General features: G+C 68.9%; 14 protein-coding genes. All 14 read left to right on the top strand.

Annotated features, from left to right (window positions below):
- Positions 1-84 precede the first annotated feature (84 nt).
- Entirely contained in the window at positions 85-759 is a 675-nt protein-coding gene (locus AC1DFC_RS07745; RefSeq protein ID WP_009124764.1) for a DUF4166 domain-containing protein, read from the top strand.
- The gene (locus AC1DFC_RS07750) at positions 756-2,249 is read left to right on the top strand and encodes a TIGR01777 family oxidoreductase (RefSeq protein ID WP_478178919.1); all 1,494 of its coding nucleotides are present in this window, start codon (positions 756-758) and stop codon (positions 2,247-2,249) included. The genes AC1DFC_RS07745 and AC1DFC_RS07750 overlap by 4 nt, the downstream gene beginning before the upstream one ends.
- Entirely contained in the window at positions 2,209-4,389 is a 2,181-nt protein-coding gene (gene recG / locus AC1DFC_RS07755) for an ATP-dependent DNA helicase RecG (RefSeq protein ID WP_478178920.1), read from the top strand. Before AC1DFC_RS07750 ends, recG begins: the two co-directional genes overlap by 41 nt.
- Before the next feature lie 19 nt (positions 4,390-4,408).
- Positions 4,409-5,314 carry a LysR family transcriptional regulator gene (locus AC1DFC_RS07760; RefSeq protein ID WP_009124771.1) on the top strand — a complete coding sequence of 302 codons (906 nt, stop codon included), beginning with the start codon at positions 4,409-4,411 and terminating at the stop codon, positions 5,312-5,314.
- Between the two features lie 89 nt (positions 5,315-5,403).
- Positions 5,404-6,219 (top strand): putative hydro-lyase, encoded by an 816-nt coding sequence (locus AC1DFC_RS07765; RefSeq protein WP_478178936.1) that lies wholly within the window; start codon positions 5,404-5,406, stop codon positions 6,217-6,219.
- Positions 6,220-6,259: 40 nt separating this feature from the next.
- A complete protein-coding gene (locus AC1DFC_RS07770; RefSeq protein ID WP_478178921.1) occupies positions 6,260-7,552 on the top strand; it encodes an MFS transporter in 1,293 nt (430 codons plus the stop codon).
- Between the two features lie 99 nt (positions 7,553-7,651).
- Positions 7,652-8,419 (top strand): LamB/YcsF family protein, encoded by a 768-nt coding sequence (locus AC1DFC_RS07775; protein ID WP_009124777.1) that lies wholly within the window; start codon positions 7,652-7,654, stop codon positions 8,417-8,419.
- A gap of 2 nt (positions 8,420-8,421) precedes the next feature.
- Positions 8,422-10,014 (top strand): 5-oxoprolinase subunit B/C family protein, encoded by a 1,593-nt coding sequence (locus AC1DFC_RS07780; RefSeq protein ID WP_478178937.1) that lies wholly within the window; start codon positions 8,422-8,424, stop codon positions 10,012-10,014.
- Positions 10,015-10,024: 10 nt separating this feature from the next.
- Positions 10,025-11,755, top strand: a complete 1,731-nt coding sequence (locus AC1DFC_RS07785; protein ID WP_478178922.1) for an acetyl/propionyl/methylcrotonyl-CoA carboxylase subunit alpha — start codon at positions 10,025-10,027, stop codon at positions 11,753-11,755.
- Between the two features lie 279 nt (positions 11,756-12,034).
- Positions 12,035-19,531, top strand: a complete 7,497-nt coding sequence (locus AC1DFC_RS07790) for a non-ribosomal peptide synthetase (RefSeq protein ID WP_478178923.1) — start codon at positions 12,035-12,037, stop codon at positions 19,529-19,531.
- Between the two features lie 10 nt (positions 19,532-19,541).
- Complete coding sequence (locus AC1DFC_RS07795; RefSeq protein WP_413331886.1) at positions 19,542-20,861, top strand: glycosyltransferase; 1,320 nt, start codon at positions 19,542-19,544, stop codon at positions 20,859-20,861.
- Between the two features lie 21 nt (positions 20,862-20,882).
- Complete coding sequence (locus tag AC1DFC_RS07800) at positions 20,883-21,104, top strand: MbtH family protein (protein ID WP_413331885.1); 222 nt, start codon at positions 20,883-20,885, stop codon at positions 21,102-21,104.
- A 442-nt stretch (positions 21,105-21,546) separates the two neighbouring features.
- Complete coding sequence (locus AC1DFC_RS07805) at positions 21,547-22,338, top strand: transporter substrate-binding domain-containing protein (RefSeq protein WP_478178924.1); 792 nt, start codon at positions 21,547-21,549, stop codon at positions 22,336-22,338.
- A 964-nt stretch (positions 22,339-23,302) separates the two neighbouring features.
- On the top strand, positions 23,303-25,276 hold the full coding sequence (locus AC1DFC_RS07810; RefSeq protein WP_413331883.1) for a LamG-like jellyroll fold domain-containing protein: 1,974 nt from the start codon (positions 23,303-23,305) through the stop codon (positions 25,274-25,276).
- Positions 25,277-25,395: the final 119 nt, after the last annotated feature.

The following is a 25,395-nucleotide window of genomic DNA, read 5'->3' on the forward strand; positions in this document are numbered from 1 at the left end:
AAGAGAAGGATGCAGGAAGCGGGCGATTGTCCCATGGGCTGGAATCACGGGCTCGGCAGGGGGTTGCCGAGGCAGAATCGACGCATGGTCGATTCCTACGTCGCGCGCGTCCCGCCAGCCCCTGCTCCTCCTTCCGAAGGCGAGCTCTTCAAGAAGATCCTGGGCGGCGCCTGGATGGGACTGCACCCCGACATCCGCCGGCGCTTCGACAAGAACCCCTCGCCCGGCAAGGCGCTGCATTACCTGGGCGCGCTCAGCGAGTTGCGCTGCTCGCGCTTCGGCAAGCTGCTGGGGCACCTCACGCAGCCGATGATCCAGGGCGCGCTGATCCCCTACAGCGACAGCCACTTCCCCGTGGAGATCCAGGTCTACGCCAAGCCCGGCGACCCCGCCATCTACAAGCAGCGCATCTACCGCCTGCACGGGCGCAAGCCGATCCAGTTCACCAGCTTCATGCGCGAGAGCGAGCGCGGCGAGGTGCTGGAGTACGTCGGCATGGGCCTGGGCATGAAGCTGGTGCTGAGCGTGGAGAACGGCAGCCTGCATTTCCAGAGCGACGGCTATTTCTGGGACGTGTTCGGCTGGCGCATTCCGCTGCCGGGCCTCTTCACGCCGGGCAAGACTTTTCTCTGGCACCACAACGAGACGCCCGAGCGCTTCAACATCCGCATCGAGATCCGCCACTGGCTGATGGGCACCACCTTCACGCAGGTCGGCGTGTTCGAGGAAGTGGCCGAGCCGCAGGCGGTGGCCGCATGACGCTCGACACGCACCTGCTGGCCCTGCAGCTCATGGCGGCCCAGGGCGTGCTGGGCGCCTTCGACACGCTCTACCACCACGAGGGCACAGAGGCGCTGCCGCGGCGCGGCACGGCGGCGCGCGAGCTGGCGATCCACGCGACGCGCTCGTCCATCTACTGCGCGCTGTTCCTCGGACTGTCGGCGTGGGCCTGGCACGGCGCGTGGGCGTGGGTGCTGCTCGCGGTGTTCAGCGTCGAGATCGTGCTCACGCTGTGGGACTTCGTGGTCGAGGACGGCAGCCGCCTGCTGCCGCCCACCGAACGGGTCACGCACACGGTGCTGGCCATCAACGCCGGCGCGTTCATCGCGCTGCTGGCGATGAGCGCGGTCGGCTGGGCCGCGCAGCCGACCGCGATGGTGTGGCAGCCGCACGGCTGGCTCAGCGCGTTCCTGGCGTTGTGCGGCGTGGGCGTGGGTCTCTCGGGCCTGCGCGATGGCTTCGCGGCGCGCGCGCTGTTCGGGCAGCACAAGCAGGCGCAGGCGCGCGATGCCCTGGCGCCGGTGCGCTTCGGCACCAAGCCGCAGCATGTGCTGGTCACGGGCGGTACCGGCTTCATCGGCAAGATCCTCGTGCGCCACCTGTTGGCCGACGGCCATGCGGTGACGGTCTGGACGCGCGATGCGCGCTCGGCCGCCTGGGACTTCGGCGGCGCGGTGCGCTGCGTGCAATCGCTCCACCAGGTCCCGGCGGCCGACGATGTCGACGTGGTCGTCAACCTCGCGGGCGCGCGAATCCTGGGCATGCGCTGGAGCGAACGGCGACGCCAGCAGCTGCTCAGGAGCCGCGAAGGGCTGACGCAGCAGCTGGTGGCATGGATCGCCACGCGGCCACGCAAGCCGTGGCTGCTGCTCTCGGGCTCCGCCATCGGCTACTACGGCGTCCAGCCGCAGGGCCACGCCGCCGAACTCGCCGAAGATGCGCCGCCGCAAGAGATCTTCATGTCGCAGCTGTGCCAGCGCTGGGAGCAGGCGGCACGCGCCGCTGTCACGCACGGTGTGCACGTGGCCTGCATGCGTTTCGGCTTCGTGCTCGGCCACCAGGGCTCGCTGCCGCAGTTGCTGATGCCGGTCCGGCTCGGCATGGGCGGGCGGCTGGGCAGCGGGCGGCAATGGCTGTCGTGGGTGCATGTGCACGACCTGATCCGGGCGATGGCGCATGTGTGGACCCTGACCGAAAACGCCGCGGTGCCGCCGACCGCGCAGGCTTTCAACTTCACCGCGCCCGGTGCGCTGAGCCAGGAAGAATTCACCCGCGTCGCCGCCAGCGTGCTGCACCGCCCCTGCTGGATGCCGACTCCCGCGGCGCCCGTCAGGCTGCTGCTCGGCGAGCAGGCCGACCTGCTGCTCGAAGGCCAGCGCGTGGTGCCCGCGCAGTTGCTGCGCACCGGCTTCCAGTTCATGTTCCCCGATGCCCACAGCGCCTTGGCGGACCTTTGCCGCCCGCGCTAGAAGCCCGTCCGTGCCTCCCAAGAAAGCCCCGTCCCCTGCAGCTTCCGCGAGTGCCGCCGCGCCGGTGCCCGCAGGCCTGCCCGGCAGCGGCCTGAGCCAGGTGCAGCGCGCCTTGCGCAAGCTGGGCCTCGTGCGCGACATCGACTTCGCGCTCTACCTGCCGATGCGCTACGAGGACGAGACGCGCATCGTGCGCCTGGCCGACACGCGCGACGGCGACATGGCGCAGGTCGAAGGCGTGATCACCGAATGCGAGGTGGTGTACCGTCCGCGCCGCCAGCTGCTGGCGACCATCGACGACGGCAGCGACACCTGCCAGCTGCGCTTCTTCAACTTCTATCCCTCGCAGCAGAAGCAGCTGGCGGTCGGCGCGCGGGTGCGGGTGCGCGGCGAGGTGCGCGGCGGCTTCGTGGGGCGGCAGATGATGCATCCGAGCGTGAAGGCGGCCGGCACCGCATTGCCGAATGCGCTCACGCCGGTCTACTCCACCGTGGCCGGGCTCGCGCAGCCGGTGCTGCGGCGCGAGGTGCGTTCGGGCCTGGCGCGCGCGGTGCTCGACGAGACCATTCCGGTGCAGATCGGTCTGCGCGGCGCGTGGGATCTGCGCAGCGCACTGAGCTTCCTGCACTACCCGACGCCCGACGTGTCTATTGCCGCACTCGAAGACCACAGCCACCCGGCATGGCAGCGCATCAAGGCTGAGGAACTGCTGGCGCAGCAACTGTCGCAACTGCAGGCCCGGCTGGAGCGCGCAGCCCAGCGTGCGCCGGTGCTGCCTGCGCCGACCGAGGCGGTCGCCACTTCGCTGCATGCGCAGCTGCTCGCGGTGCTGCCCTTCGGCCTGACCGGTGCGCAGCAGCGCGTGGGCGAGGAGATCACGGCCGACCTGCACCGCCAGATCCCGATGCACCGCCTGCTGCAGGGCGACGTGGGTTCGGGCAAGACCGTGGTGGCGGCGCTGGCGGCGGCGCGCTGCATCGACGCGGGTTTCCAGTGCGCGCTGATGGCGCCCACCGAGATCCTCGCGGCCCAACACTTCGGCAAGCTGGTCGGCTGGCTCGATCCGCTGCTCGCTGCGCGCGGCCTGCGCGTGGCGTGGCTCACGGGCAGCCAGAAGAAGAAGGAGCGCGACGAGATGTCGGCGGCGGTGGAGAGCGGCCAGGCCGCGTTGGTCATCGGCACGCACGCGGTCATTTCCGAGAAGGTTCGCTTCAAGAATCTCGCACTGGCCATCATCGACGAGCAGCACCGCTTCGGCGTGGCTCAGCGTCTTGCGTTGCGCGGCAAGGCCGTCGGGCACCTGGAGCCGCATCTGCTGATGATGAGCGCCACGCCGATCCCGCGCACGCTCGCGATGAGCTACTACGCCGACCTCGACGTCTCCACGCTCGACGAGCTGCCGCCGGGCCGCACGCCCATCGTCACCAAGCTGGTGGCCGACCATCGGCGCGACGAGGTCATCGACCGCATCCACGCGCAGATCGCGCAGGGCCGGCAGGTGTACTGGGTGTGCCCGCTGATCGAGGAGAGCGAGGCGGTCGACCTGCGCAACGCGACCGAAACGCGCGACGAGCTGGCCGACACGCTCGGCGAGCCCATCCAGGTCGGCCTGCTGCATTCGCGCATGCCCACGGCCGAGAAGCAGGCGGTGATGGCCGCATTCACCGCCAACGAGATCCAGGTGCTGGTGAGCACGACCGTGATCGAAGTGGGCGTCGACGTGCCCAACGCCTCGCTGATGGTGATCGAGCATGCCGAGCGTTTCGGCCTCTCGCAGCTGCACCAGCTGCGCGGCCGCGTGGGACGCGGTGCGGCGGCCTCGGCCTGCGTGCTGCTCTATGCGCCGGGCGACAGCGGCCGTGTTGGCGAAGCGGCGCGCGCGCGGCTCAAGGCAATGGCCGAGACCGGCGACGGCTTCGAGATCGCGCGGCGCGACCTGGAGATTCGCGGTCCCGGCGAGTTCCTGGGCGCGCGGCAGTCGGGCGCACCGCTGCTGCGTTTTGCCGACCTGACGACCGATACGCTGCTGCTCGACTGGGCCCGTGAACTCGCGCCGGTCATGCTGCGGAAGCACCCTGACCTGGCCCAGCGCCACATCGACCGCTGGCTCGGCACCAAGGCCGAGTACCTGAAAGCCTGATTCCGGGACCGCAACGCAAATGAACCTTCGATTCGTGGAAGCCTTCCACTGGGCGGTGGCGCTCAAGAGCATCACGCGCGCCTCCGAGAAGCTGCACCTGACCCAGTCGGCCCTGTCCAGCCGCATCGCCGCGCTTGAGCGCGAACTCGGCGTGCTGCTGCTCGACCGGCGCGACAAGCAGTTCCGCCTGACCGTGGCGGGGCAGCGCTTCCATGCCTTCGCGCAGAAGCTGCTCGAGATGCAGATGCACATCAAGGCCGAGATGGGCTCGGGCGCGGCGCGCGAGACGGTGCTGCGCGTCGGCGCCATCGAGTCGGTGGTGCACAGCTGGCTCACCGGCTGGCTCAAGCACATGCAGGCCACCCACCCGGACTTTGAGCTCGAACTCACGGTCGAAACCACGCCGGTGCTGGTCGACCAGCTGCAGCGCGGCAAGCAGGACCTGGTGTTCGCCGCGCTGCCCGCCGCCGGCGACGGCGTGCGCACGCGCGCCGTGCCGCCGATGCCCATGTGCTTCGTCGGCCACCGCGAGCTGCACCTGAAACGGCGCTACCGCCTGGCCGACCTGCTGTCGCTCGACCTGCTGACCTTCCAGCGCGGCTCTCAGCCGCACGTGGCGCTGCTCGAGCTGTTCCGCGAGGCCGGCAGCCCGCCGCCGCGCGTGCACGCGATCTCTTCGATCTCGGCCATGGCCCAGCTGGTCGAGGCGGGCTTCGGCGTCGCCACGCTGCCGCGCGCGGTGGTCGAGCCGCTGGCGCGGCGCCTGCCGCTGCGCGTGCTGCCGTGCGAAGACACGCTGGAGCCGCTGCCCATTTACGCGAGCTACCGCGACGACCCGTCGTCGCCGCTGCCGGAGGCCGCGCTCGGCTCCGCCGTGGTGCATGCCTCGCACCGCCAGGGGTCATCGAAAAAATCGATGAGCTGAGCGAGAAACTTTGCGTTGGCGTTCGTGAGCGCGCATTCCCACAATCCGGCGCATCACAACACAGCGATGCATTGCGCATCGGTAACGCCATGTCGAGCCGCCATTCCTTCGAACAACAACCCGGTCCCTCGAGCAGCGCGCTGGCCGTGCGCCTTGCCGCCCGCAGCGGCGCGCTGAACACGCACACCAGCGGCCTCGCCAGCGCCCACGCGCAGGGCAACCTGGTGATCCTGCCGAAGTCGCATGCCGGCGACTTCCTGCGCTTCTGCCAGGCCAACCCCAAGCCCTGTCCGCTGTTGGGCGTGTCCGAGGCCGGTGACCCGGCGCTGCCGGTGCTCGGCGAGGACATCGACATCCGCACCGACCTGCCGCGCTACCGCGTCTGGCGCGAAGGCGAACTGGTCGACGAGCCTACCGACGTTCGGGCGCTCTGGCGCGACGACCTGGTGAGCTTCGTGATCGGCTGCTCCTTCACCTTCGAGCATGCGCTGATGGCCGAGGGCATCGCGCTGCGCCACGTCGCGCAGGGCCGCAACGTGGCGATGTACCGCACCTCGATCGAGACCGTGCCGGCGGATCCGTTCCACGGGCCGATGGTGGTGTCGATGCGACCGCTGCGCGCGGCCGACGCTATCCGCGCGGTGCAGATCACCTCGCGCTTTCCGGCCGTGCACGGCGCGCCGGTGCACATCGGCGATCCGGCGCTGATCGGCATCCGCGCCATCGGCGTGCCGGACTACGGCGATGCCGTGGAGGTGATACCCGACGAGCTCCCCGTGTTCTGGGCCTGCGGCGTGACGCCCCAGGCCGTGCTGGCGGCCGCGCGGCTGCCGTTCGCGATCACCCATGCACCGGGCGCGATGCTCGTTACCGACCTGCTGCACCACCGCCTGGCGGCCTTCTAGGCTGCCCTTTTTTTCACCCGAGACCCAGGAGACCACGACCATGAAGAGCACCCTCGATGCAGCCCCCGCGGCCGGCGATGCGCCTGCCGGCGAGAACTGGCTGCGCACGCTCAATCCCAACGAGAAGCGCACGCTCGCCGCGTCTTTCAGCGGCTACGCGGTCGACGCGTTCGACTACTACACGCTGCCGCTGGTCACGCCGATCCTGCTGTCGCTGTGGGGCATGAGCAAGACCGAGGTCGGCCTGATCGGCACCGCCACGCTGGTCGCCTCGGCCATCGGCGGCTGGGTGGCGGGCATCCTGGCCGACATGTATGGCCGCGTGCGCATCCTGCAGCTGACGATCCTGGTGTTCGCGATCTTCACCTTCGCCTGCGGCCTGTCGCGCACGCCCGAGGAACTGCTGATCGCCCGCACGCTGCAGGGCCTGGGCTTCGGCGGCGAATGGGCGGTGGGCTCGGTGCTCATCGCCGAGATGATCCGGCCGGCCTACCGCGGCAAGGCCGTGGGGCTGGTGCAGAGCAGCTGGGCCATCGGCTGGGGAGCGGCGGTGCTGGTGTCGATGGCGCTGTTCTCGTTCCTGCCTCCGGAGATCTCGTGGCGCGCGATGTTCCTGCTGGGCCTGCTGCCGGCGCTGCTGATCGTCTTCATCCGCCGCTCGATCCGCGACCCGGAAATCTACGTGCAAAGCCGAGCTGCCGTGGCGCGCGGCGAACGCAGCGGCAATTTCCTCGCGATCTTCAAGCCCGGCATGCTCGGCACCACGGTGCTCGCGAGCCTGCTGTTCACCGGCATGCAGGGCGGCTACTACGCCATCGGCGTCTGGCTGCCGACCTTCCTGAAGAACGAGCGCCATCTCACCGTGCTGGGCTCGGGCGGCTACCAGTTCATGTTCATCGTGGGCGCCTTCATCGGCTACCTGTGCGGTGCCTACCTGTCGGACCGCCTTGGCCGGCGCCGCGCCTTCATCCTGTTCGCCGTCGGCGCCGGTTCGCTGGTCTATGCCTACACGCTGCTGCCCATCACGGACGGCCTGATGCTGCTGCTGGGTTTTCCGCTGGGCTTCTTCATGTCGGGCATCTTCAGCGGCGCGGGGGCCTTCCTGGCCGAGCTGTTTCCCAACGAGCTGCGCGGTTCGGGGCAGGGCTTTTGCTACAACTTCGGACGCGGCATCGGCGCCACCTTCCCCGCGTTGGTCGGCGTGCTGAGCGACCGCATGCACCTGCCGCTGGGTACCGCCATCGGCGTGTGCGCGGCCATCGCCTATGCCATGGTGGTCCTGGTGGCCCTGTGCCTGCCCGAGACGCGCGGGCGCGATCTGCGCCAAAACTGATCCGGCGCATTCCCTCTTCGTTCGCGTGACCGCCTGCCCCCGGCAGGCAGGCCGCCTGCATTGAACCGAGAGCGCGCATCACCGCGCGCCGGGACGAACATGAACATCGACTTGAACAGCGACCTCGGCGAGAGCCTGGGCGTATGGCGCATGGGCGACGACGCCGCCATGCTTTCCCTCGTGAGCAGCGCCAATGTGGCCTGCGGCTTCCATGCGGGCGACCCGGCCGGCATTTTGCGCACGCTGCGCCAGGCGAAGGAGCGCGGCGTTGCCGTCGGCGCCCACGTGGCCTACCGCGACCTCGTGGGCTTCGGGCGCCGCAATATGGACGTCGACAGCGCCGACCTGCGCGCCGACGTCATCTACCAGATCGGCGCGCTCAAAGGCCTTGCCGCCGCTGCCGGCACCACGGTGCGCTATGTGAAGCCGCATGGCGCGCTCTACAACACCATCGCCCACGACGAGCGCCAGGCGCGCGACGTGATCGCTGCCATCCGCGAGGTCGATCCCGGCCTGTGCCTGGTGGCGCTGGCGGGCTCGCCGCTGCTGGGCTGGGCGCGCGGCGAAGGCCTGCGTGCCGTGGCCGAAGCCTTTGCCGACCGCGCCTACACGTCGCAGGGCACGCTGGTGTCGCGCCGCGAACCCGGCGCGGTGCTGCACGACGCCGACGAAGTGGCCGCGCGCATGCTGCGGCTGGCCACCGACGGCGTGGTCACGGCCATCGACGGCAGCACGGTGCGCATCGAGGCCGAGTCGGTCTGCGTGCACGGCGACAGCCCGGGCGCGGTCGAGATGGCGCGCCAGGTGCGCGCGCGGCTCGAACAGGCAGGCGTGACGATCCGCTCCTTCGTGGATTCAGCCGCATGACGATGCGCTTCCTGCCGGTCAACCTGAATGCGGTGCTGGTCGAGCTCGACGACCTGCCGCAGACCCTCGCGCTGCTGGCCTCGTTGCGCGCCGAACCCATCGCGGGCATCGAAGAATTGGTTCCTGCCGCGCGCACGCTGCTGATCACTTTCCGCCCGGCTGCGATTGCGGCCGATGAACTCGTGCGGCGGGTCGGCGGGCGCAGCCTCGACGCGCGCGAGACGCGCATCGACAAGCGCATCGAGATTCCCGTGCGCTACGACGGTGAAGACCTGGCCGAGGTGGCCGGTCTGCTGGGCATCGCGCCCGAGGAGGTGGTTCGCCGCCACACCGGCAGCGACTACACCGTCGCCTTCACCGGCTTCGCGCCGGGCTTTGCTTATCTTTCAGGCGGGCACCCGAGCCTGAACGTGCCGCGCCGCACGGTGCCGCGCACGCGTATTCCGGCGGGCGCGGTCGGCCTTGCGGGCAGCTTCAGCGGCGTCTACCCGCAGGCCAGCCCCGGCGGCTGGCAGATCATCGGCATCACCGATGCGCCGATGTGGGACCTGGCGCGCGAGACGCCGGCGCTGCTGCAGCCGGGCGACGCGGTGCGCTTCGTGGATGTCACCGGATTGCCGCTGGCTGTGCCTGTGGCCACGGCGTCCGCGCCTTCGCAACCCGCTGCTGTGGATGGCGGCTGCGCCTTCGAGATTCGCGCTGCGGGGCTGCAGGCGCTGCTGCAGGATGGCGGCCGGCACGGCCAGGCCGGTCAGGGCGTGTCGGCCTCCGGTGCGATGGATCAGCGCTCGCTGCAGGCGGCCAACCGGCTGGTCGGCAACGCATCGGACATGGCCTGCGTGGAGATCGCCTATGGCGGCTTCCAGCTTGCATGCCGTGGCGACGCGGTGGTCGCCATCACCGGCGCGGACGGCCCCGTCACGCTGACCCGCGCCGATGGCGCGAAGTGGCCGCTGCCGCGCTACCAGCCCATCGCGCTGGCCGATGGCGACGTGCTGGCGCTGGGCGAGCCGCAGGCCGGCATCCGCAGCTACATCGCCGTGCGCGGCGGCTTCGACATCTCGCCCGTGCTCGGCAGTCTCTCGACCGACACGCTGGCCCGCGTCGGCCCGCCAGCCATCGCCGCGGGCGACGTGCTGCCCGTGCGCGCGGTCGCCACCGGCGCCGTGGTCGGTGCGCCCGAAACGCCGCCGGCGGACCTGCCCACCGTGCAGGAAGAAGTCGTGCTCGACATCGTGTTCGGCCCGCGCACCGACTGGTTCACGCCCGATGCGGTCGAGCTTCTGTGCAGCCAGCGGTGGGCGGTCACGCCGCAATCGAACCGCGTCGGCATCCGGCTCGCGGGCGAGGTGCCGCTGGCACGCGCCAATCACGCAGAGCTGCCCAGCGAGGGCACGGCGCGCGGCTCGATCCAGGTGCCGCCCAGCGGCCAGCCCGCGCTGTTCCTGGCCGACCATCCGCTGACCGGCGGCTATCCCGTGATCGCCTCCGTCGCCACCCATCACCTGGACCGCGCGGGGCAGATCCCCGTGAATGCGCGCGTCCGCTTCAAGCCGATGGCCGACGCCGGCTTTGTTGAAACCCTTGCACCGTGAGAGCTTCCCGATGAAAAAACTCCTGATCGCCAACCGCGGCGAAATTGCCGTGCGCATCGCACGCGCTTGCGCCGACCACGGCGTGCAATCGGTCGCGGTGTATGCCGACGCCGACCTGAATGCGCTGCACGTGCGCATGGCCGACGAGGCCTACGGGCTCGATGGCAACAAGCCCGCCGACACCTACCTGAACATCGCCAAGCTGCTCGCGGTGGCCGCGCGCAGCGGCGCCGATGCGGTGCACCCGGGCTACGGCTTTCTCTCGGAGAGTGCGGCGTTCGCGCAGGCCGTCATCGACGCCGGCCTCACGTGGGTCGGCCCCTCGCCCGCGGCCATCGCGATGCTGGGCGACAAGGTGCAGGCCCGCAAGCTCGCGATGAAGGTCGGCGCGCCGCTGGTCGCGGGCACGGCCGATCCGGTGAAGAACGCTGGCGAGGTGCTCGCCTTCGCCGAGAAGCACGGCCTGCCGGTCGCGATCAAGGCCGCGTTCGGCGGCGGCGGCCGCGGCATCAAGGTGGCGTGGCGGCTCGACGAGGTGGAAGACCTCTACGAATCGGCGGTGCGCGAGGCGGTGACGGCGTTCGGCCGCGGCGAGTGCTATGTCGAGCAGTTCCTCGACCGCCCGCGCCACGTCGAGGCGCAGGTGCTGGCCGACACGCACGGCAACGTTGTGGTGCTCGGCACGCGCGACTGCTCGCTGCAGCGGCGCAACCAGAAGCTGGTCGAAGAGGCGCCCGCGCCCTTCCTGAGTGACGAGCAGCGCGAACGCATTCACCAGTCGGCGCGCGACATCTGCGCGGAAGCCGGCTACACGGGCGCCGGCACGGTCGAGTTCATGCTGAGCGCGAGCGGTGCGATCTCTTTTCTCGAAGTGAACACGCGGCTGCAGGTGGAGCATCCGGTGACGGAGGAAACCACGGGCATCGACCTCGTGATCGAGCAGCTGCGCATTGCCGAGGGGCTGCCCTTGTCGATCAGGCAGACGCCGGTGCCGCGCGGCCATGCCTTCGAGTTCCGCATCAACGCCGAGGACGTGGGGCGCGGCTTCATGCCTTCGCCCGGGCCGGTCAAGGTGTTCGATGCGCCTTCGGGCCCCGGCGTGCGCGTCGACGCGGGCGTCGATGCCGGCTCGCAGGTGCCGGGCACCTTCGATTCGCTGATGGCCAAGCTCATCGTCACCGGTGCCACGCGCGAGCAGGCCATCGCGCGGGCGCGCCGTGCGCTCAAGGAGTTCCGCATCGAGGGCCTGCCCACGGTGCTGCCATTCCACCGCGCCGTGATGGCGCACCCCGACTTCGTGTCGGGCGATGCATTCAAGGTGCACACGCGCTGGATCGAGACCGACTTCGCGAATGGCGAGGCCGCTGCGATGCGACCTGACCCGATGCCCGGCACGGCGCTGTTGCGCACGGCGATCGAAGTGGATGGGCGGCGGATGTCGCTGGGCTTGCCGGCCGTGCTGTTGAGTGGTTTGTCGTCTGCGGCTGCTGGTGGTGCGGGCATCGCAACGGCAGAACCGGCAGTGGCAGACGCCGCCGCCGTGGCCGCGCCGGTATCGGGCACGGTGCAAGGCTGGAAGGTGGCTGATGGCGACGAGGTCGCGGCGGGCAGCGTCATCGCCGTGATGGAGGCGATGAAGATGGAAATGCAGGTGCTCGCGCACCGGGCGGGGCGCATCGCTTTCTCGGTCGCCGCGGGTGGATACGTGGCCGCTGGCGCCGCCATTGCAACCATCGGCTGACATCGCGAGCCGGCTTGGGCAGTGATGAAAACCCTACTCGCCGCTGACGCAGTTGTTGCATCGCAACATGCTTTCGTAGCGCTTTTTTCTTGCCATACGACGAAAGGGCTCGGATTCCAGAAAGCGCGAATCGGGTGATTACTTCCCGATGAAATCTTTCGCGCTCAATGCCTCGTGCGACATGTTTTTACCCGGAAAACCGTCTCAGAAATTGTTGAAACGGCTTGTACATTGATTCGGAGTTAACGCTGCCGATTCATTCAAGACGTGGAGAAGTTCATGAGCACGGTCGATCCCCTGGGCGATGCATCTCCCCTCACTTCCGGCCAGATGGCCATGTGGCTCGGCGCGAAGTTCGCCTCGCCCGACACCAACTTCAATCTCGCCGAAGCCATCGACATAGAAGGCTGGATCGACCCCGCCGTCTTCGTGGCGGCCATGCAGCAGGTGACGCAGGAAGCCGAGGCCACGCGCCTGCACTTCGTCGATACCGCACAGGGAGCGCGCCAGGTCGTCGCGCCGGTTTTCACGCGCGAGATTCCCTACCTGGACTTCAGCGGCGATGAAGATCCGGCCGCCGCGGCACAGGCCTGGATGCACGCCGACTTCAGCCGCAACATCGACCTGGCGGAAGGGCCGCTGTGGCTGTCCGCGCTGATCCGCATCGCACCCGAGCGCCACATCTGGTACCACCGCAGCCATCACATTGTGCTGGACGGTTTCGGCGGCGGGCTGATCGCGCGCCGTTTCGCGGACATCTACAGCGCACGCATCGCCGGCACCGACGTGCCCGAGGCTTCGCGCCTCGCGCCCATCTCGCAGCTGGCCGAGGAAGAAAAGGCCTATCGCGAGTCCGGCCGCTTTCCGCGCGACCGCCAGTACTGGACGGAACGCTTCGGCGATGCGCCCGATCCGCTGAGCCTCGCCTCGCACCGCTCGGTCAACGTCGGCGGCCTGCTGCGCCAGACCGCGTACCTGCCGGCCGCGAGCGTGCGGGCCTTGCAGGGCATCGCGCAGCAACTGGGCACCACGCTGCCGCAGATCCTGATCGCCACCACTGCGGCCTACCTGTACCGCGCCACCGGCACCGAGGACATGGTGATCGGCATTCCGGTCACGGCGCGCCACAACGACCGCATGCGGCGCGTGCCGGCGATGGTGGCGAATGCGTTGCCTCTGCGGCTCGCGATGCGAGCGGACCTGCCGGTGCCGGAACTGATCCACGAGGTCGGGCGGCAGATGCGGCAGATCCTGCGGCACCAGTCGTACCGCTACGAGCACCTGCGCAGCGACCTGAACATGCTGGTGAACAACCGGCAGCTGTTCACCACGGTGGTCAACGTCGAGCCCTTCGACTATGACTTCCGCTTCGCCGGGCATGCTGCCAAGCCGCGCAACCTGTCCAACGGCACGGCCGAGGACCTGGGCATCTTCCTCTACGAGCGCGGCAACGGGCAGGACCTGCAGATCGACTTCGACGCCAACCCGGCGGTGCACACCGCGCAGGCGCTGGCCGATCACCAGCGCCGGCTGCTGGCCTTCATGGCGGCGGTGATCCAACAGCCTGGCCAGGCCATCGGCCAGGTCGACCTGCTGCAAGCCGGCGAGCGCGAGCAGCTGCTGGTGACGTGGAACGACACGGCCCGCCCGGTGCCCGACACGAATCTCGCCGCGCTGATCGAGGCGCAGCTCGCCGCTCATCCGCAAGGCATCGCGCTGCGCTTCGACGGCGAGGCGATGCGCAACGACGAGCTGAACCGGCGCGCCAACCGCCTCGCCCACCTGCTGCGCGCGCGCGGCGCGGGACCGGAGCGCACCGTGGCGCTGGCCATTCCGCGTTCGATGGAGCTGATGGTGGCCTTGTTGGCCACGCTGAAGACCGGCGCGGCCTACCTGCCGGTGGACCCGGACTTTCCGCAGGACCGCATCGCCTTCATGCTCGGCGACGCACGGCCGGTGTGCCTGGTGACGACGGCGGCACTCGCGGAGTCGCTGCCGGCCGATGCCCCGAAATTGCTGCTCGATGTAGCGCAAACGTTTGCGGAACTGGGGACTTGTGCCGACACCGATCCCGGCATCGCCGTCGATCCCTCGCACCCCGCCTATGTGATCTACACCTCCGGCTCCACCGGAAGGCCCAAGGGCGCGGTCGTGTCGCACCGCGCCATCGTCAATCGCCTGCGCTGGATGCAGGACCGCTACGGGCTGCAGGCCGACGACCGCGTGTTGCAGAAGACGCCGTCGAGCTTCGACGTGTCGGTGTGGGAATTCTTCTGGCCGCTGATCGACGGCGCCACGCTGGTGCTGGCGAAGCCGGGCGGCCACAAGGACGCGGCCTATCTCGCGGCGCTGATCGCGGACGAGGCCATCACCACCCTCCACTTCGTGCCGTCGATGCTGGAGGTCTTCCTGCTCGAGCCGGCCGCGTCGGCCTGCACCACGCTGCGGCGCGTGATCTGCAGCGGCGAGGCTTTGTCGCCCGCGCTGCAGTCGCAGTTCCAGCAGCGCCTCTCGTGCGAACTGCACAACCTCTACGGACCGACCGAAGCTGCGGTCGATGTCACGTCATGGGAATGCCCGCGCACGCCCGAAGAGGAACCGTCGTTGAAGAGCGTGCCCATCGGCCGGCCGATCTGGAACACGCAGATGCACGTGCTCGACAGCGGCCTGCAGCCGGTGCCGCCCGGCACCACCGGCGAGCTGTACATCGCGGGCATCGGCCTCGCGCGCGGCTACCTGAATCGCCCGCTGCTGAGCGCCGAGCGCTTCGTCGCCAACCCCTATGGCGAACCCGGCAGCCGCATGTACCGCAGCGGCGACCTCGCGCGTTGGCGCAGCGACGGCAGCCTCGATTTCCTGGGTCGTGCCGACCAGCAGGTGAAGATCCGCGGCCTGCGCATCGAGCCGGGCGAGATCGAGTCGGTGCTGCTGCGGCATCCGCTGGTCGCACAGGCCGCGGTGATCGCGCGCGAGGACGTGGCGGGCGAGAAGCGCCTCGTGGCCTATGTCGTGGCTGCGGATGCGGCCGATCCGCAGGCGGCCGAGCTGCGCGACCACCTCGCGCAGGCCCTGCCCGAGTACATGGTGCCCTCGGCCTTCGTCAGCCTGCCGGCCCTGCCGCTCGGCCCGAGCGGCAAGCTCGACCGCAAGGCGCTGCCGGCGCCGGAACTGCAGGCGGCCACGCCCTACGCCGCGCCGCGCACGCCCACCGAGAAGATCCTGGCGGGGCTCTGGGCCGAGACCCTGCACCTGCCGCGCGTCGGCATCGACGACAACTTCTTCGAGCTCGGCGGGCACTCGCTGATGATCGTGCAGCTGATCTCGATGATCCGGCAGCAGTTCATGATCGACCTGCCGCTGGACACGCTGTTCCAGGTCTCCACCATCGCCGGCCTCGCGGAGCTGCTCGACCAGGCCTCTGGCGCGCGGCCCAGCCTCGTGCCGATGCCGCGCCCGGCGCGCATTCCGCTGTCCTTCGCGCAGCGCCGCCTGTGGCTGATGAACCAGCTCGAGAACGCGAACCCGGCCTACAACATGCCGCTGGCCCTGCGCCTGTCGGGCGTGCTCGACCGCGCGGCGTTGCAGGCGGCGCTCGACGACCTGGTGCAGCGCCACGAAAGCCTGCGCACCATCTATCCGAACGAGGACGGGCTGCCGTACCAGCACATCCTCGACGGCGCGCAGGCCCGCGCGGTGCTGGCCGAAGCGGACAGCAGCGAAGAAGAGATCGCTGCCCAGCTGCATGCAGCGGCCCGCCTGGGCTTCGATCTCGGCAGCATGGCGCCCCTGCGTCCCCATCTGTTCAGGCTGGCGGCCGACGAGCACGTGCTGCTGCTGCTGACGCACCACATCGTCGGCGATGGCGCGTCGCTGCTGCCGCTGGCGCGCGACCTGAGCATTGCCTACGCCGCGCGCAGCGAAGGCAAGGCGCCTAGCTGGGCGCCGCTGCCGCTGCAGTACGCCGACTACGCGCTGTGGCAGCAGGACCTGCTCGGCAGCGAGGACGATCCCGAGAGCATGGCCGGGCGCCAGCGCGAGTTCTGGCGCGAGACCTTGCGCGGCCTGCCCGAGCGGCTGAGCCTGCCGGTCGACCGCCCGCATCCGGCCGTTCCCAGCTACCACGGCGACGTGGTGCCGATGCACATTCCGCCGCACGTCCACGAGCGCATGCTGCAGCTGGCGCGCGACGGCCAGGCCAGCGTCTTCATGGTGCTGCAGGCGGCGTTGGCGGGCCTGCTGAACCGGCTGGGCGCGGGAGACGACATCGTCATCGGCACGCCGGTCGCCGGGCGCAGCGACCATGCGCTGGACGACCTGATCGGCTGCTTCGTCAATGCGCTGGTGCTGCGCACCGATGCCTCGGGGCAGCCGGGGCTGCGCGAGCTGATCGCGCGGGTGCGCGCCACCAACCTCGCCGCGTACGCGAACCAGGAGTTCCCGTACGACCGCATCGTGGAGCTGCTGCGCCCGGAGCGCTCGGGCGCCAACCTGCCGCTGTTCCAGGTGATGCTGGGATTCCAGAGCAGCAACAGCCGCCTGTCCTTCAGCCTGCCCGGCCTGTCGATCACGCCGCAGCCGGTGGCCGTCGACACGGCGAAGTTCGACCTGTCCTTCATCCTCGACGAGCAGCGCGGCGCCGACGGCCTGCCGGGCGGCATTGCCGGCGGCATCCAGTACAGCACCGACCTGTTCGAGCGCAGCACCGTCGAGGCCATCGCCGAGCGCCTGGTGCGCCTGCTGGAACAGGCCTGCGAGGCGCCTGACACCGCGCTGGGCAGCCTGGACATCCTGAGCGCCGAGGAAAGCCGGCGCCTGCTGTCCGACTGGAGCGGCAGCACGCGAGACATCGCGCCGCTATCGCTGGCTGCCATGGTGGCGTCGCATGCCGCCGAGCGCCCGCATGCGGCGGCGGTGGTGCTCGACGATGCAACGCTCAGCTATGCCGAACTCGATGCGCGCGCCAACCGGCTCGCACACCTGCTGCGGAGCCGGGGCATCGGCGCCGGCGCCGGCGCCATCGTCGCGGCGGTGCTGCCGCGCTCGCTCGACCTCGTGGTGGCGCACCTGGCCATCGTCAAGGCCGGCGCAGCCTACCTGCCCATCGACCCGAACCACATGACCGGGCGCAGCGCCTTCGTGTTCGAGGAGGCGGCACCCGCCTGCGTGCTGACCCACGCTGCGCTGCTGCCGGAACTCGCCGGCATCGCGCATTGCCTGGCGCTCGACAGCGACGAGACGGTCGCCGCGCTGGCGATCCAGCCGGACGCCGCGCCGGCGCATGCGCGCGCGGCCGAGCCGCAGGATGCCGCGTACGTCATCTACACCTCCGGCTCCACCGGCATGCCCAAGGGCGTGGTGGTGCCGCACGCGGGCCTGAGCAGCCTCGGCGCCGCGATGGCGCAGCGCTTCGCCATCGACCCGGACTCGCGCGTGCTGCAGTTCTCTTCCAGCGGCTTCGACGCTTCGGTGATGGACCTGCTGATGGCCTTCCACGCCGGCGCCGCGCTGGTGCTGCCGGGGGCGCAGCAGCTGCTGGGACCGGAGCTGGCCGACCTGCTCCACAGGCAGGCCGTGAGCCACGCGCTGATTCCGCCCGCCGCGCTCGCCACCCTGCCGTACGGCGAATTCCCGCACCTGCAAACCTTGGTGGTGGGCGGCGATGCCTGCCCCGCCGCGCTGGCTGCGCGCTGGTCACAAGGCCGCCGCATGATCAATGCGTATGGCCCGACGGAGATCACCATCTGCGCGAGCATGAGCGCGCCGATGAATGCCGAAGAGCCGCCGTCCATCGGCCGGCCGGTCTGGAACACGCGCCTGTACGTGCTCGACGACAGCCTGCAGCCAGTGCCGCCCGGTGTCGCGGGCGAGCTCTACATCGCCGGCAGCGGGCTGGCGCGCGGCTACCTGAACCGTCCGCTGCTCAGCGCCGAGCGCTTCATCGCCGACCCCTTCGGCGAACCCGGCAGCCGCATGTACCGCAGCGGCGACCTGGTGCGCTGGCGCAATGACGGCAGCCTCGATTTCCTGGGCCGCGCCGACCAGCAGGTGAAGATCCGCGGCTTTCGCATCGAGCCGGGCGAGATCGAGTCGGTGCTGCTGCGGCACCCGCAGGTGACGCAGGCGGCCGTGATCGCCCGCGAGGACGTGCCGGGCGAGAAGCGCCTCGTGGCCTACGTGGTCGCCGCCGCCGACCCGCAGCCGGCCGAGCTGCGCGCCCACATGGCGCGGGCGCTGCCCGACTACATGGTGCCCTCGGCCTTCGTCCACCTGCCGCTGCTGCCGCTGACCCAGAGCGGCAAGCTCGACCGCAAGGCGCTGCCGGCGCCCGAGCAGCGGGCCGCGGCGCACTATGCCGAACCCCGCACGCCCACCGAACGGCAGCTGGCCGCGCTCTGGGCCGAGACGCTGCACCTGGAGCGCGTGGGCATCCACGACAACTTCTTCGAGCTCGGCGGGCATTCGCTGATGGCCATCCAGCTCGGCATGCGCATCCGCCAGCAGCTGCGCGTGGACTTTCCGCATGCCGAGGTCTACAACCGCCCGTCGATCGCCGAGCTTGCCGCATGGCTCGACAACACCGCCGGCGCGGCCGAGGCGCTCGACCTGTCGCGCGAGCTCGACCTGCCCGCGCACATCCGCAGGCAGGATGCTGCGCCGCCGCTGGATGCGAAGCGGGTGTTCCTGACCGGCGCCAGCGGCTTCGTCGGCAGCCACCTGCTGGCCGCGCTGCTGCGCGACACATCGGCCTGCGTGGTCTGCCACGTGCGCGCCGCCGACGAGGAGGCGGGCAGGCGCCGCCTGCAGCTCACGCTGGCCCAGCGCCAGCTCGGCGCGATCTGGGACGATGCGCGCATCATGGTCGTGACCGGCGACCTCGGCCAACCGCGGCTCGGCCTCGACGACAACGCCGTGCAGTTGGTGCGCGACGGCTGCGACGCCATTTACCACTGCGCCGCGCAGGTCGACTTCCTGCATCCCTATGCGAGCCTGAAGCCCGCGAACGTCGACAGCGTGGTGACGCTGCTCGAGTGGACCGCGCAGGGCCGGCCCAAGAGCATGCACTACGTCTCGACGCTGGCGGTGATCGACCAGAACAACGGCAAGGAGGGCGCCGTCACCGAGCAGTCGGCACTGGCCTCCTGGAGCGGGCTGGTCGACGGCTACAGCCAGAGCAAGTGGGTCGGCGACGCGCTGGCCCGCGAGGCGCAGGCGCGCGGCATGCCGGTGGCGATCTACCGGCTGGGCGCGGTCACCGGCGACCACACACACGCGATCTGCAACGCCGAGGACCTGATCTGGCGCGTGGCGCATCTCTATGCCGACCTGGAAGCGATTCCCGACATGGACCTGCCGCTCAACCTGACGCCGGTGGACGACGTGGCGCGCGCCATCCTCGGCCTTGCGGGCCGGCAGGCGTCATGGGGCCAGGTGTTCCACCTGATGAGCCAGGAGGCGCTGCGGGTGCGCGACATACCGCCGGTGTTCGAGCGGCTCGGCATGCGGCTCGAACCGGTGGGGCTCGAGCCCTGGCTTGAACGCGCGCATGAACGGCTCGCCGTCGGGCAGGACCGCGACCTTGCGGCGGTGCTGGCCATCCTTGACCGCTACGACACCTCGGCTACGCCACCGCAGGTCAGCGGCGCGGCCACGCATGCGCAGCTCGAAGCCATCGGCGCAGCGATCCGGCCGGTCGACCGCGAGCTGCTGCAGCGCTACTTCGTCGACCTCGGCATCGACACCAAGGCGCGCCGGGCCCTGGAAACCAGCACGTCCTAGGAGGAGCGACATGGCACGCTATCTCATCGCCGCAACAGCCTTGCCGGGACACGTGCTGCCGATGCTGGCCATCGCCCAGCACCTGGTGGGCCTCGGGCACGAGGTGCGGGTGCACACCGCGAGCCGGTTCAGGGCGCAGGCCGAGGCCACTGGCGCGACGTTCACGGCCTTCGAAGCCGCGATCGATTTCGATCATCGCGAGCTCGACCAGCGTTTCCCGCAGCGCCAGCGCCTGCCGTCGGCTCATGCGCAAATGTGCTTCGGCCTCAAGCACTTCTTTGCCGACGCCATGGCCGCGCAGCGCGCCGGCCTGCGCGCGATCTTGGAGCACTTCGAAGCCGATGCCATCGTGGTCGACACGATGTTCTGCGGCACCTTCCCGCTGCTGCTCGGGCCGCGCGAGCAGCGCCCGGCGGTCGTGGCCATCGGCATCTCGGCGCTGCCGCTGTCGAGCTGCGACACCGCCTTCTTCGGCACCGCGCTGCCGCCGTCGTCCACGCCGCAAGGGCGCGTGCGCAACCGGGCGATGAACGCCAACCTCAAGCAGGCGATGTTCGGCGAGGTGCAGCGCTACTTCGATGCGCTGCTGACATGCGCGGGCCTGCCTGCGCTGCCGGATTTCTTCATCGACGCCATGGTCAGGCTGCCGGATCTCTACCTGCAGCTGACGGCCGCATCCTTCGAATACCCGCGCAGCGACCTGCCCGCCTCGGTGCGTTTCGTCGGCCCGCTGCTCGCGCCCGCCAGCCGCGACTTCACGCCGCCCGACTGGTGGCATGAGCTGGACGATGGCCGCTCGGTCGTGCTGGTCACGCAGGGCACGCTGGCCAACCAGAATCCGGCGCAGTTGATCGGCCCCACGCTGCAGGCGCTGGCCGGCGCGAAGGACATCCAGGTCATCGCCACCACCGGCGGCCCGCTGCCGGCCGCGCTGGGCATGGCCATTCCGGCCAATGCTCGCGTGCTGCCTTTCCTGCCTTACGACCGCCTGCTGCCCAAGGTGCATGCGATGGTGACCAACGGCGGCTACGGCTCGGTCAACCATGCGCTGAGCCTCGGCGTGCCGCTGGCGGTGGCCGGAGCCACCGAGGAAAAGCCCGAGATCGCGGCGCGCGTGGCCTGGTCGGGCGCAGGCATCAACCTCGGCAACGGGCAACCGGCCGCGCGCCAGATCGGCGACGCGGTGCGAAGGCTGTTGAGCGAACCGACCTACCGCCAGCGTGCGGGCACGCTGCGCGAAGACTTCGCGCGCCATCACGCGCTGGGCGAAATCACCGCGGCCCTCGCGGCGCTGCACAAGGCTGCCCCCGAGCCCGTGGAAACGGCTTGAATCTCTGCAAGGAAATCGACGATGAGCAATCCGTTTGACGACAAGAACGCCACCTTCCTCGTGCTGGTCAATGAAGAAGGACAGCACTCGCTGTGGCCGAGCTTCATTGCAGTGCCCACCGGCTGGGAGATTGCGCTGGCCGCGACCGACAGGGCGGCCTGCAGCGCTTTCATCGAGGCGAACTGGACCGACATGCGGCCGCGGTCCCTCGTGGCCGGGGATCGCGACGCCATCAAGGCATGAGGGCGTTCGCCCTGCATCGGCGTGGCGCTGCGTGGGCGTATGCGTCGCGGTTCCGCGTGCCGGCTGCAGGTGGTGAAGCGGCCGAGGGCTTTGCGCAGAACAAGGAACACGCCGAGCCAGCGGCGCGAGATGAGGGGCGGATGGCCTCGAGCCTTGCGCCGGCTACAAGCTGGAATGCTCGACCCGCTTCCGGGAAATAAGCACCAGGACGCTATCGCGTGCCAGCGTCGCGAAACGGCCCTTCGGGATGGCCCCAATATGGGGCGACGGTCCCCGAATCGGGGCGGCTTGCATCTTGCGCACCACATTTGTTTTCGACATGGGTGCATGAGCCTTGTATACCACTGGCATGATTCATGCGGCTCGGAGATGGCACGGCCTTTTGGCGACCAGGCGTGCGCTCGAGATCAAACCCACAACTACTCTTCTTTGTTCAGGAATCATGAAATTCAGCAGATTGCAAATCGTTCTGGGACTCGCGCTCAGCGGTCTCATGGCAACCGGCGCAGTCCATGCGCAAAGCGCGTTGGAAACCATCCTGAAGAACAAGAAGATCGCAATCGGGGTGCCTCCTGATTTCCCGCCTTATGGATCCATGGACCGGGACTTCAAGATGCATGGCCTGGACATCGACATGGCCAACTACATCGGGGCCAAGCTCGGCGTGGAGGTCGACCTGATACCCGTGACCAGTGCCAATCGCATTCCATATCTGCAGAAAAGAAAAGCTGCATTGGTCATCGCCACCTTGGGCAAGAATCCGGATCGCGAGAAGCAGATCGACTTTGCCGCCGCGTATTCGCCTTTCTATCAAGCCATCTTCGGTGCGAAGACCTTGAGCATCAAGAACTTCGCCGACCTGTCGGGGAGGTCGATCGCAGTCACACGCGGCTCGGTCGAAGACCAGGAACTCAACAAGGTTGCACCAGCAGGTGCCGATATCAGGCGCTTCGACGACAACACCAGAACCGTCGCGGCCTTCGTGTCCGGACAGGCCCAATTGATCGCCACGGGGGCATCCGTCGCGAACACCGTCATGAGCAGCAATCCCTCGCTCGGCATCACCTACAAGCTGCTGTTGAAAGAGAGCCCGAACTACATCGGGGTGGCCAAGGGCGAGGATTCATTGCGGCTGAGGGTGAACGGCATCATCGACGAGGCGAAGAAGAACGGCGAACTGGACAAGTTGTCGATGAAATGGCTGGAGCGCCCGGCGGGCGAGCTGCCGCAGTAGATCCGAATCGCCATGACACGGTTGAAGATGCTCGTCGTCGGGGTCGGGTGCGTGCCCGTATCGGCGACGCGTCAGTCCAGGGCGAACTGACGCTGCTCCTTCGGCGCAATGCCGGCCTGGCTCACGACCCGACGCCAGCGCGCCAGATCCGATTGCATCCTTTGTGCGAGCGACCTTCGATCGCTTCCGCGATCGCAGGTGCGGCACCCTCGCAGGTCGTGCTCGAACCGCTCGTCGCGTCCGACCCACGATTGCAATTGCTCCAGATGTGCATCCACTGTGGAGTCAAACTTTCCCTTCGGTTTTCTCGATATGTTCAAAAAATGAGATTCAGCCGCTCATTTTTAGAGCCATTCGAATGCTCGTTACCGTCCCTTCGGTGCGTCACACTGATGGCGGTCATGCCTGTCTAGACGTTCGAGCCAGTCAGCGCGACAAGGCTCATCCAATCCGTCGTCCAGTTCGTGCATGCCGATGCCCGCCAGGATTCATGTTGAGCCTGCAGTTCGGGCACCTCGCTGACATTTCTGACTTGCCTGGACATTCGATGTGACAACGCACGTCACTCATGCGCGTGTAGCAGCCGTGGCAGCGCGCGCAATGTATCCATCCGTGCTACCGAGATCGCTTCGTGGAGCCATGCAGGCGCGTGGCATGCACTTTGCGGAATCTGTTTTTTACATATTTGCGATAGATGACACATCCACTGAACGACGACGGGAATGACTTCCTGCTGGATCGCCGTGTTTTCTTTCTCGGCGCCGCGGGCGCCTTGGCCCTGGGCACCGCAGGTTGCGGCGGGGGAGGCGGAGGGTTTTCGACGGTAGGGGGGATTCCCGCGCAGCAGCAGTCGCAACAACAGATATCGGGTGCAACTCCCGATGCCACTGGCGCTGTCGCTGCCACCGATCCTGTCACTGCCGCCGATCCCGTCGCGCCTGACCCGACGGCTCCTCCGACGCAAGTGAGGAAGCTCACCCACCCCGGCCTGCTGCACACGGAGGCCGACCTGAAACGCATCCGGGACAAGCTGGCCGCCAGCGAGCAGCCCTGGGTCGCTGGCTGGAACATGCTGCTCAACGGCCGCCGCGCCAACCTCGATGCGAAGCCGTTCCCCCTGGAGACCGTGATCCGCGGCGTCGACGGGCAGAACTTCGGCCAGATGATCGTCGACATGCAGCGTGCCCTTCACCTCGCGCTGCGCTGGAAGATCACGGGCGATGAAGACTACGCCAGGAAGGCGGTGGAGTTTCTCAACGCCTGGTCGTCGACCCTGACCAAGCTGGGTGGCAACTCGAACGTCTTCCTCGCCTCGGGCCTCTATGGCTACCAATGGGCCGATGCCGCCGAGCTGATGCGCACCTATGCCGGCTGGGCGCCAGAGGACGTCACCCGTTTCCAGACCATGCTGCTGAAGGTGTTCTATCCGTTGTGCCACGACTTCCTGGTCAATCACAACGGCACCGAGACACGAAAGGTCACACACTATTGGGCCAACTGGGACCTGTGCAACATCTGCTCCATCTACGCGATAGGCGTGTTCTGCGACCGGCTCGATCTGACCGATGAAGCGGTCAAGTACTACAAGACGGGTCGGGGCAACGGCGCGAGCGCCCAGAACGTCTATTTCGTGCACCCGGGCCATCTGGGCCAATGGCAGGAAAGCCACCGCGACCAGGGCCACTCGACCTTGGGCATCGCCCTGGCCGGCGCGCTGTGCGAGATGGCCTGGAACCAGGGCGAAGACCTCTACGGGTACTGGAACAACCGGCTGCTGTCCGGCGCCGAGTACGTCGCCCAGACGAACCTGAGCGACGCCAACGGCAACCCATACACGATGCCGTTCACCCCGTACACCGGCGTCTTCGGCACAGGCACCGCGGTGGCGGGGACGGGAAGCCCGCGGCCCTGCTGGGAACTCATCTACAACCACTACGTGAACCGCAAGGGCCTCGCGGCACCGTGGACCAAGGCAATCGTCGACAAGGTGCGGCCGGAGCGCGCCGATGGCGGCGACAGCACCGGCCTGGGCACGCTGCTCTATGCGCGCGATCCGGTCCCTGCCGCCAAACCCAGCGGCCTGAGCGCGTTCCTCAGCGGCGGCAAGGTGCTGCTGTCGTGGTGGGGCAGTGCCGACGCCACGCACTACCTTGTTCAGCGCGCCGCTTCGCCCGACGGCCCGTTCACGACCCTCTCGCAAGTCACTGATCCCCGCACCTACACCGACGGCCCCGCCCAAGGCACCTGGTACTACCGGATCGATGCCGTGACCGGCGAGGGCGAGCTCGCCGGCGCGCAGACCCTGCGCGTGGCTGTCCCCGGCGAGCTGTGGCTGCACCTGCCGCTCAACGGGGATGCCAACGATGCCAGCGGCCACGGCCTGCATGCCCAGTTGAAGGGCGGCACAAGCTGGGGCGAAGGACGCACGGGCGGAGGCGCGGTGCAGCTCGACGGCCGCAGCGGTCATGTCGCGCTGCCCGATGGGGCCGTGTCGGCCCTGGGCGATTTCACGATCGCGCTGTGGGTCTACTGGGATGCCTCTGCAGTCAATACGCGCATCTTCGACTTCGGCTCCAACGACGTGGCCTACATGGCGGTCATCCCGCGCGATGGCAAAGACCAGCTCCGCTTCATGTCCACGCGCGTGCAGTTCTGGAACGAAGAGTCCGTGTCGTCCGCGAGCGCGCTGCCCATCGGCCGTTGGGTGCATGTGGCGGTCACGCTCTCCGGCACCGTGGGCACTCTCTATGTCGACGGCTCGCCGGTCGCCAGCGAGAGCGAGATCCGGATGCCGCCCTTCCAGTTCGGCCATACCACGCAAACCTGGCTGGGCCGCTCGCAGTACGGCGGCGATCCGTTCTTCAAAGGCCGGATGCAGGACCTTCGCATCTACAGCGGGGCGCAGGACGCGGCCTTCATCGCGGACCTGGCTCGCTGACAGCCGTAGGGCAGCTGCACAACCTTCAATCCAGCTCGGCGGCCATCACAAGCCGCGGGGAACCCGGCAACCCTGAACCAGAACCGGCGCGCACCTCCTCGGTCGCGCCGGTGTTTCCT

This window comes from Variovorax sp. 10L421 (assembly GCF_056395365.1).

Excerpts from the sequence above, each read along its gene's own strand:
- AC1DFC_RS07800 (WP_413331885.1), top strand. The coding sequence starts at position 20,883 with ATGAGCAATCCGTTTGACGACAAGAACGCCACCTTCCTCGTGCTGGTC.
- AC1DFC_RS07785 (WP_478178922.1), top strand. The coding sequence starts at position 10,025 with ATGAAAAAACTCCTGATCGCCAACCGCGGCGAAATTGCCGTGCGCATC.
- AC1DFC_RS07775 (WP_009124777.1), top strand. The coding sequence starts at position 7,652 with ATGAACATCGACTTGAACAGCGACCTCGGCGAGAGCCTGGGCGTATGG.
- AC1DFC_RS07805 (WP_478178924.1), top strand. The coding sequence starts at position 21,547 with ATGAAATTCAGCAGATTGCAAATCGTTCTGGGACTCGCGCTCAGCGGT.
- AC1DFC_RS07780 (WP_478178937.1), top strand. The coding sequence starts at position 8,422 with ATGCGCTTCCTGCCGGTCAACCTGAATGCGGTGCTGGTCGAGCTCGAC.
- AC1DFC_RS07795 (WP_413331886.1), top strand. The coding sequence starts at position 19,542 with ATGGCACGCTATCTCATCGCCGCAACAGCCTTGCCGGGACACGTGCTG.
- AC1DFC_RS07770 (WP_478178921.1), top strand. The coding sequence starts at position 6,260 with ATGAAGAGCACCCTCGATGCAGCCCCCGCGGCCGGCGATGCGCCTGCC.
- AC1DFC_RS07760 (WP_009124771.1), top strand. The coding sequence starts at position 4,409 with ATGAACCTTCGATTCGTGGAAGCCTTCCACTGGGCGGTGGCGCTCAAG.
- recG (WP_478178920.1), top strand. The coding sequence starts at position 2,209 with ATGCCCACAGCGCCTTGGCGGACCTTTGCCGCCCGCGCTAGAAGCCCG.
- AC1DFC_RS07750 (WP_478178919.1), top strand. The coding sequence starts at position 756 with ATGACGCTCGACACGCACCTGCTGGCCCTGCAGCTCATGGCGGCCCAG.
- AC1DFC_RS07745 (WP_009124764.1), top strand. The coding sequence starts at position 85 with ATGGTCGATTCCTACGTCGCGCGCGTCCCGCCAGCCCCTGCTCCTCCT.
- AC1DFC_RS07765 (WP_478178936.1), top strand. The coding sequence starts at position 5,404 with ATGTCGAGCCGCCATTCCTTCGAACAACAACCCGGTCCCTCGAGCAGC.
- AC1DFC_RS07790 (WP_478178923.1), top strand. The coding sequence starts at position 12,035 with ATGAGCACGGTCGATCCCCTGGGCGATGCATCTCCCCTCACTTCCGGC.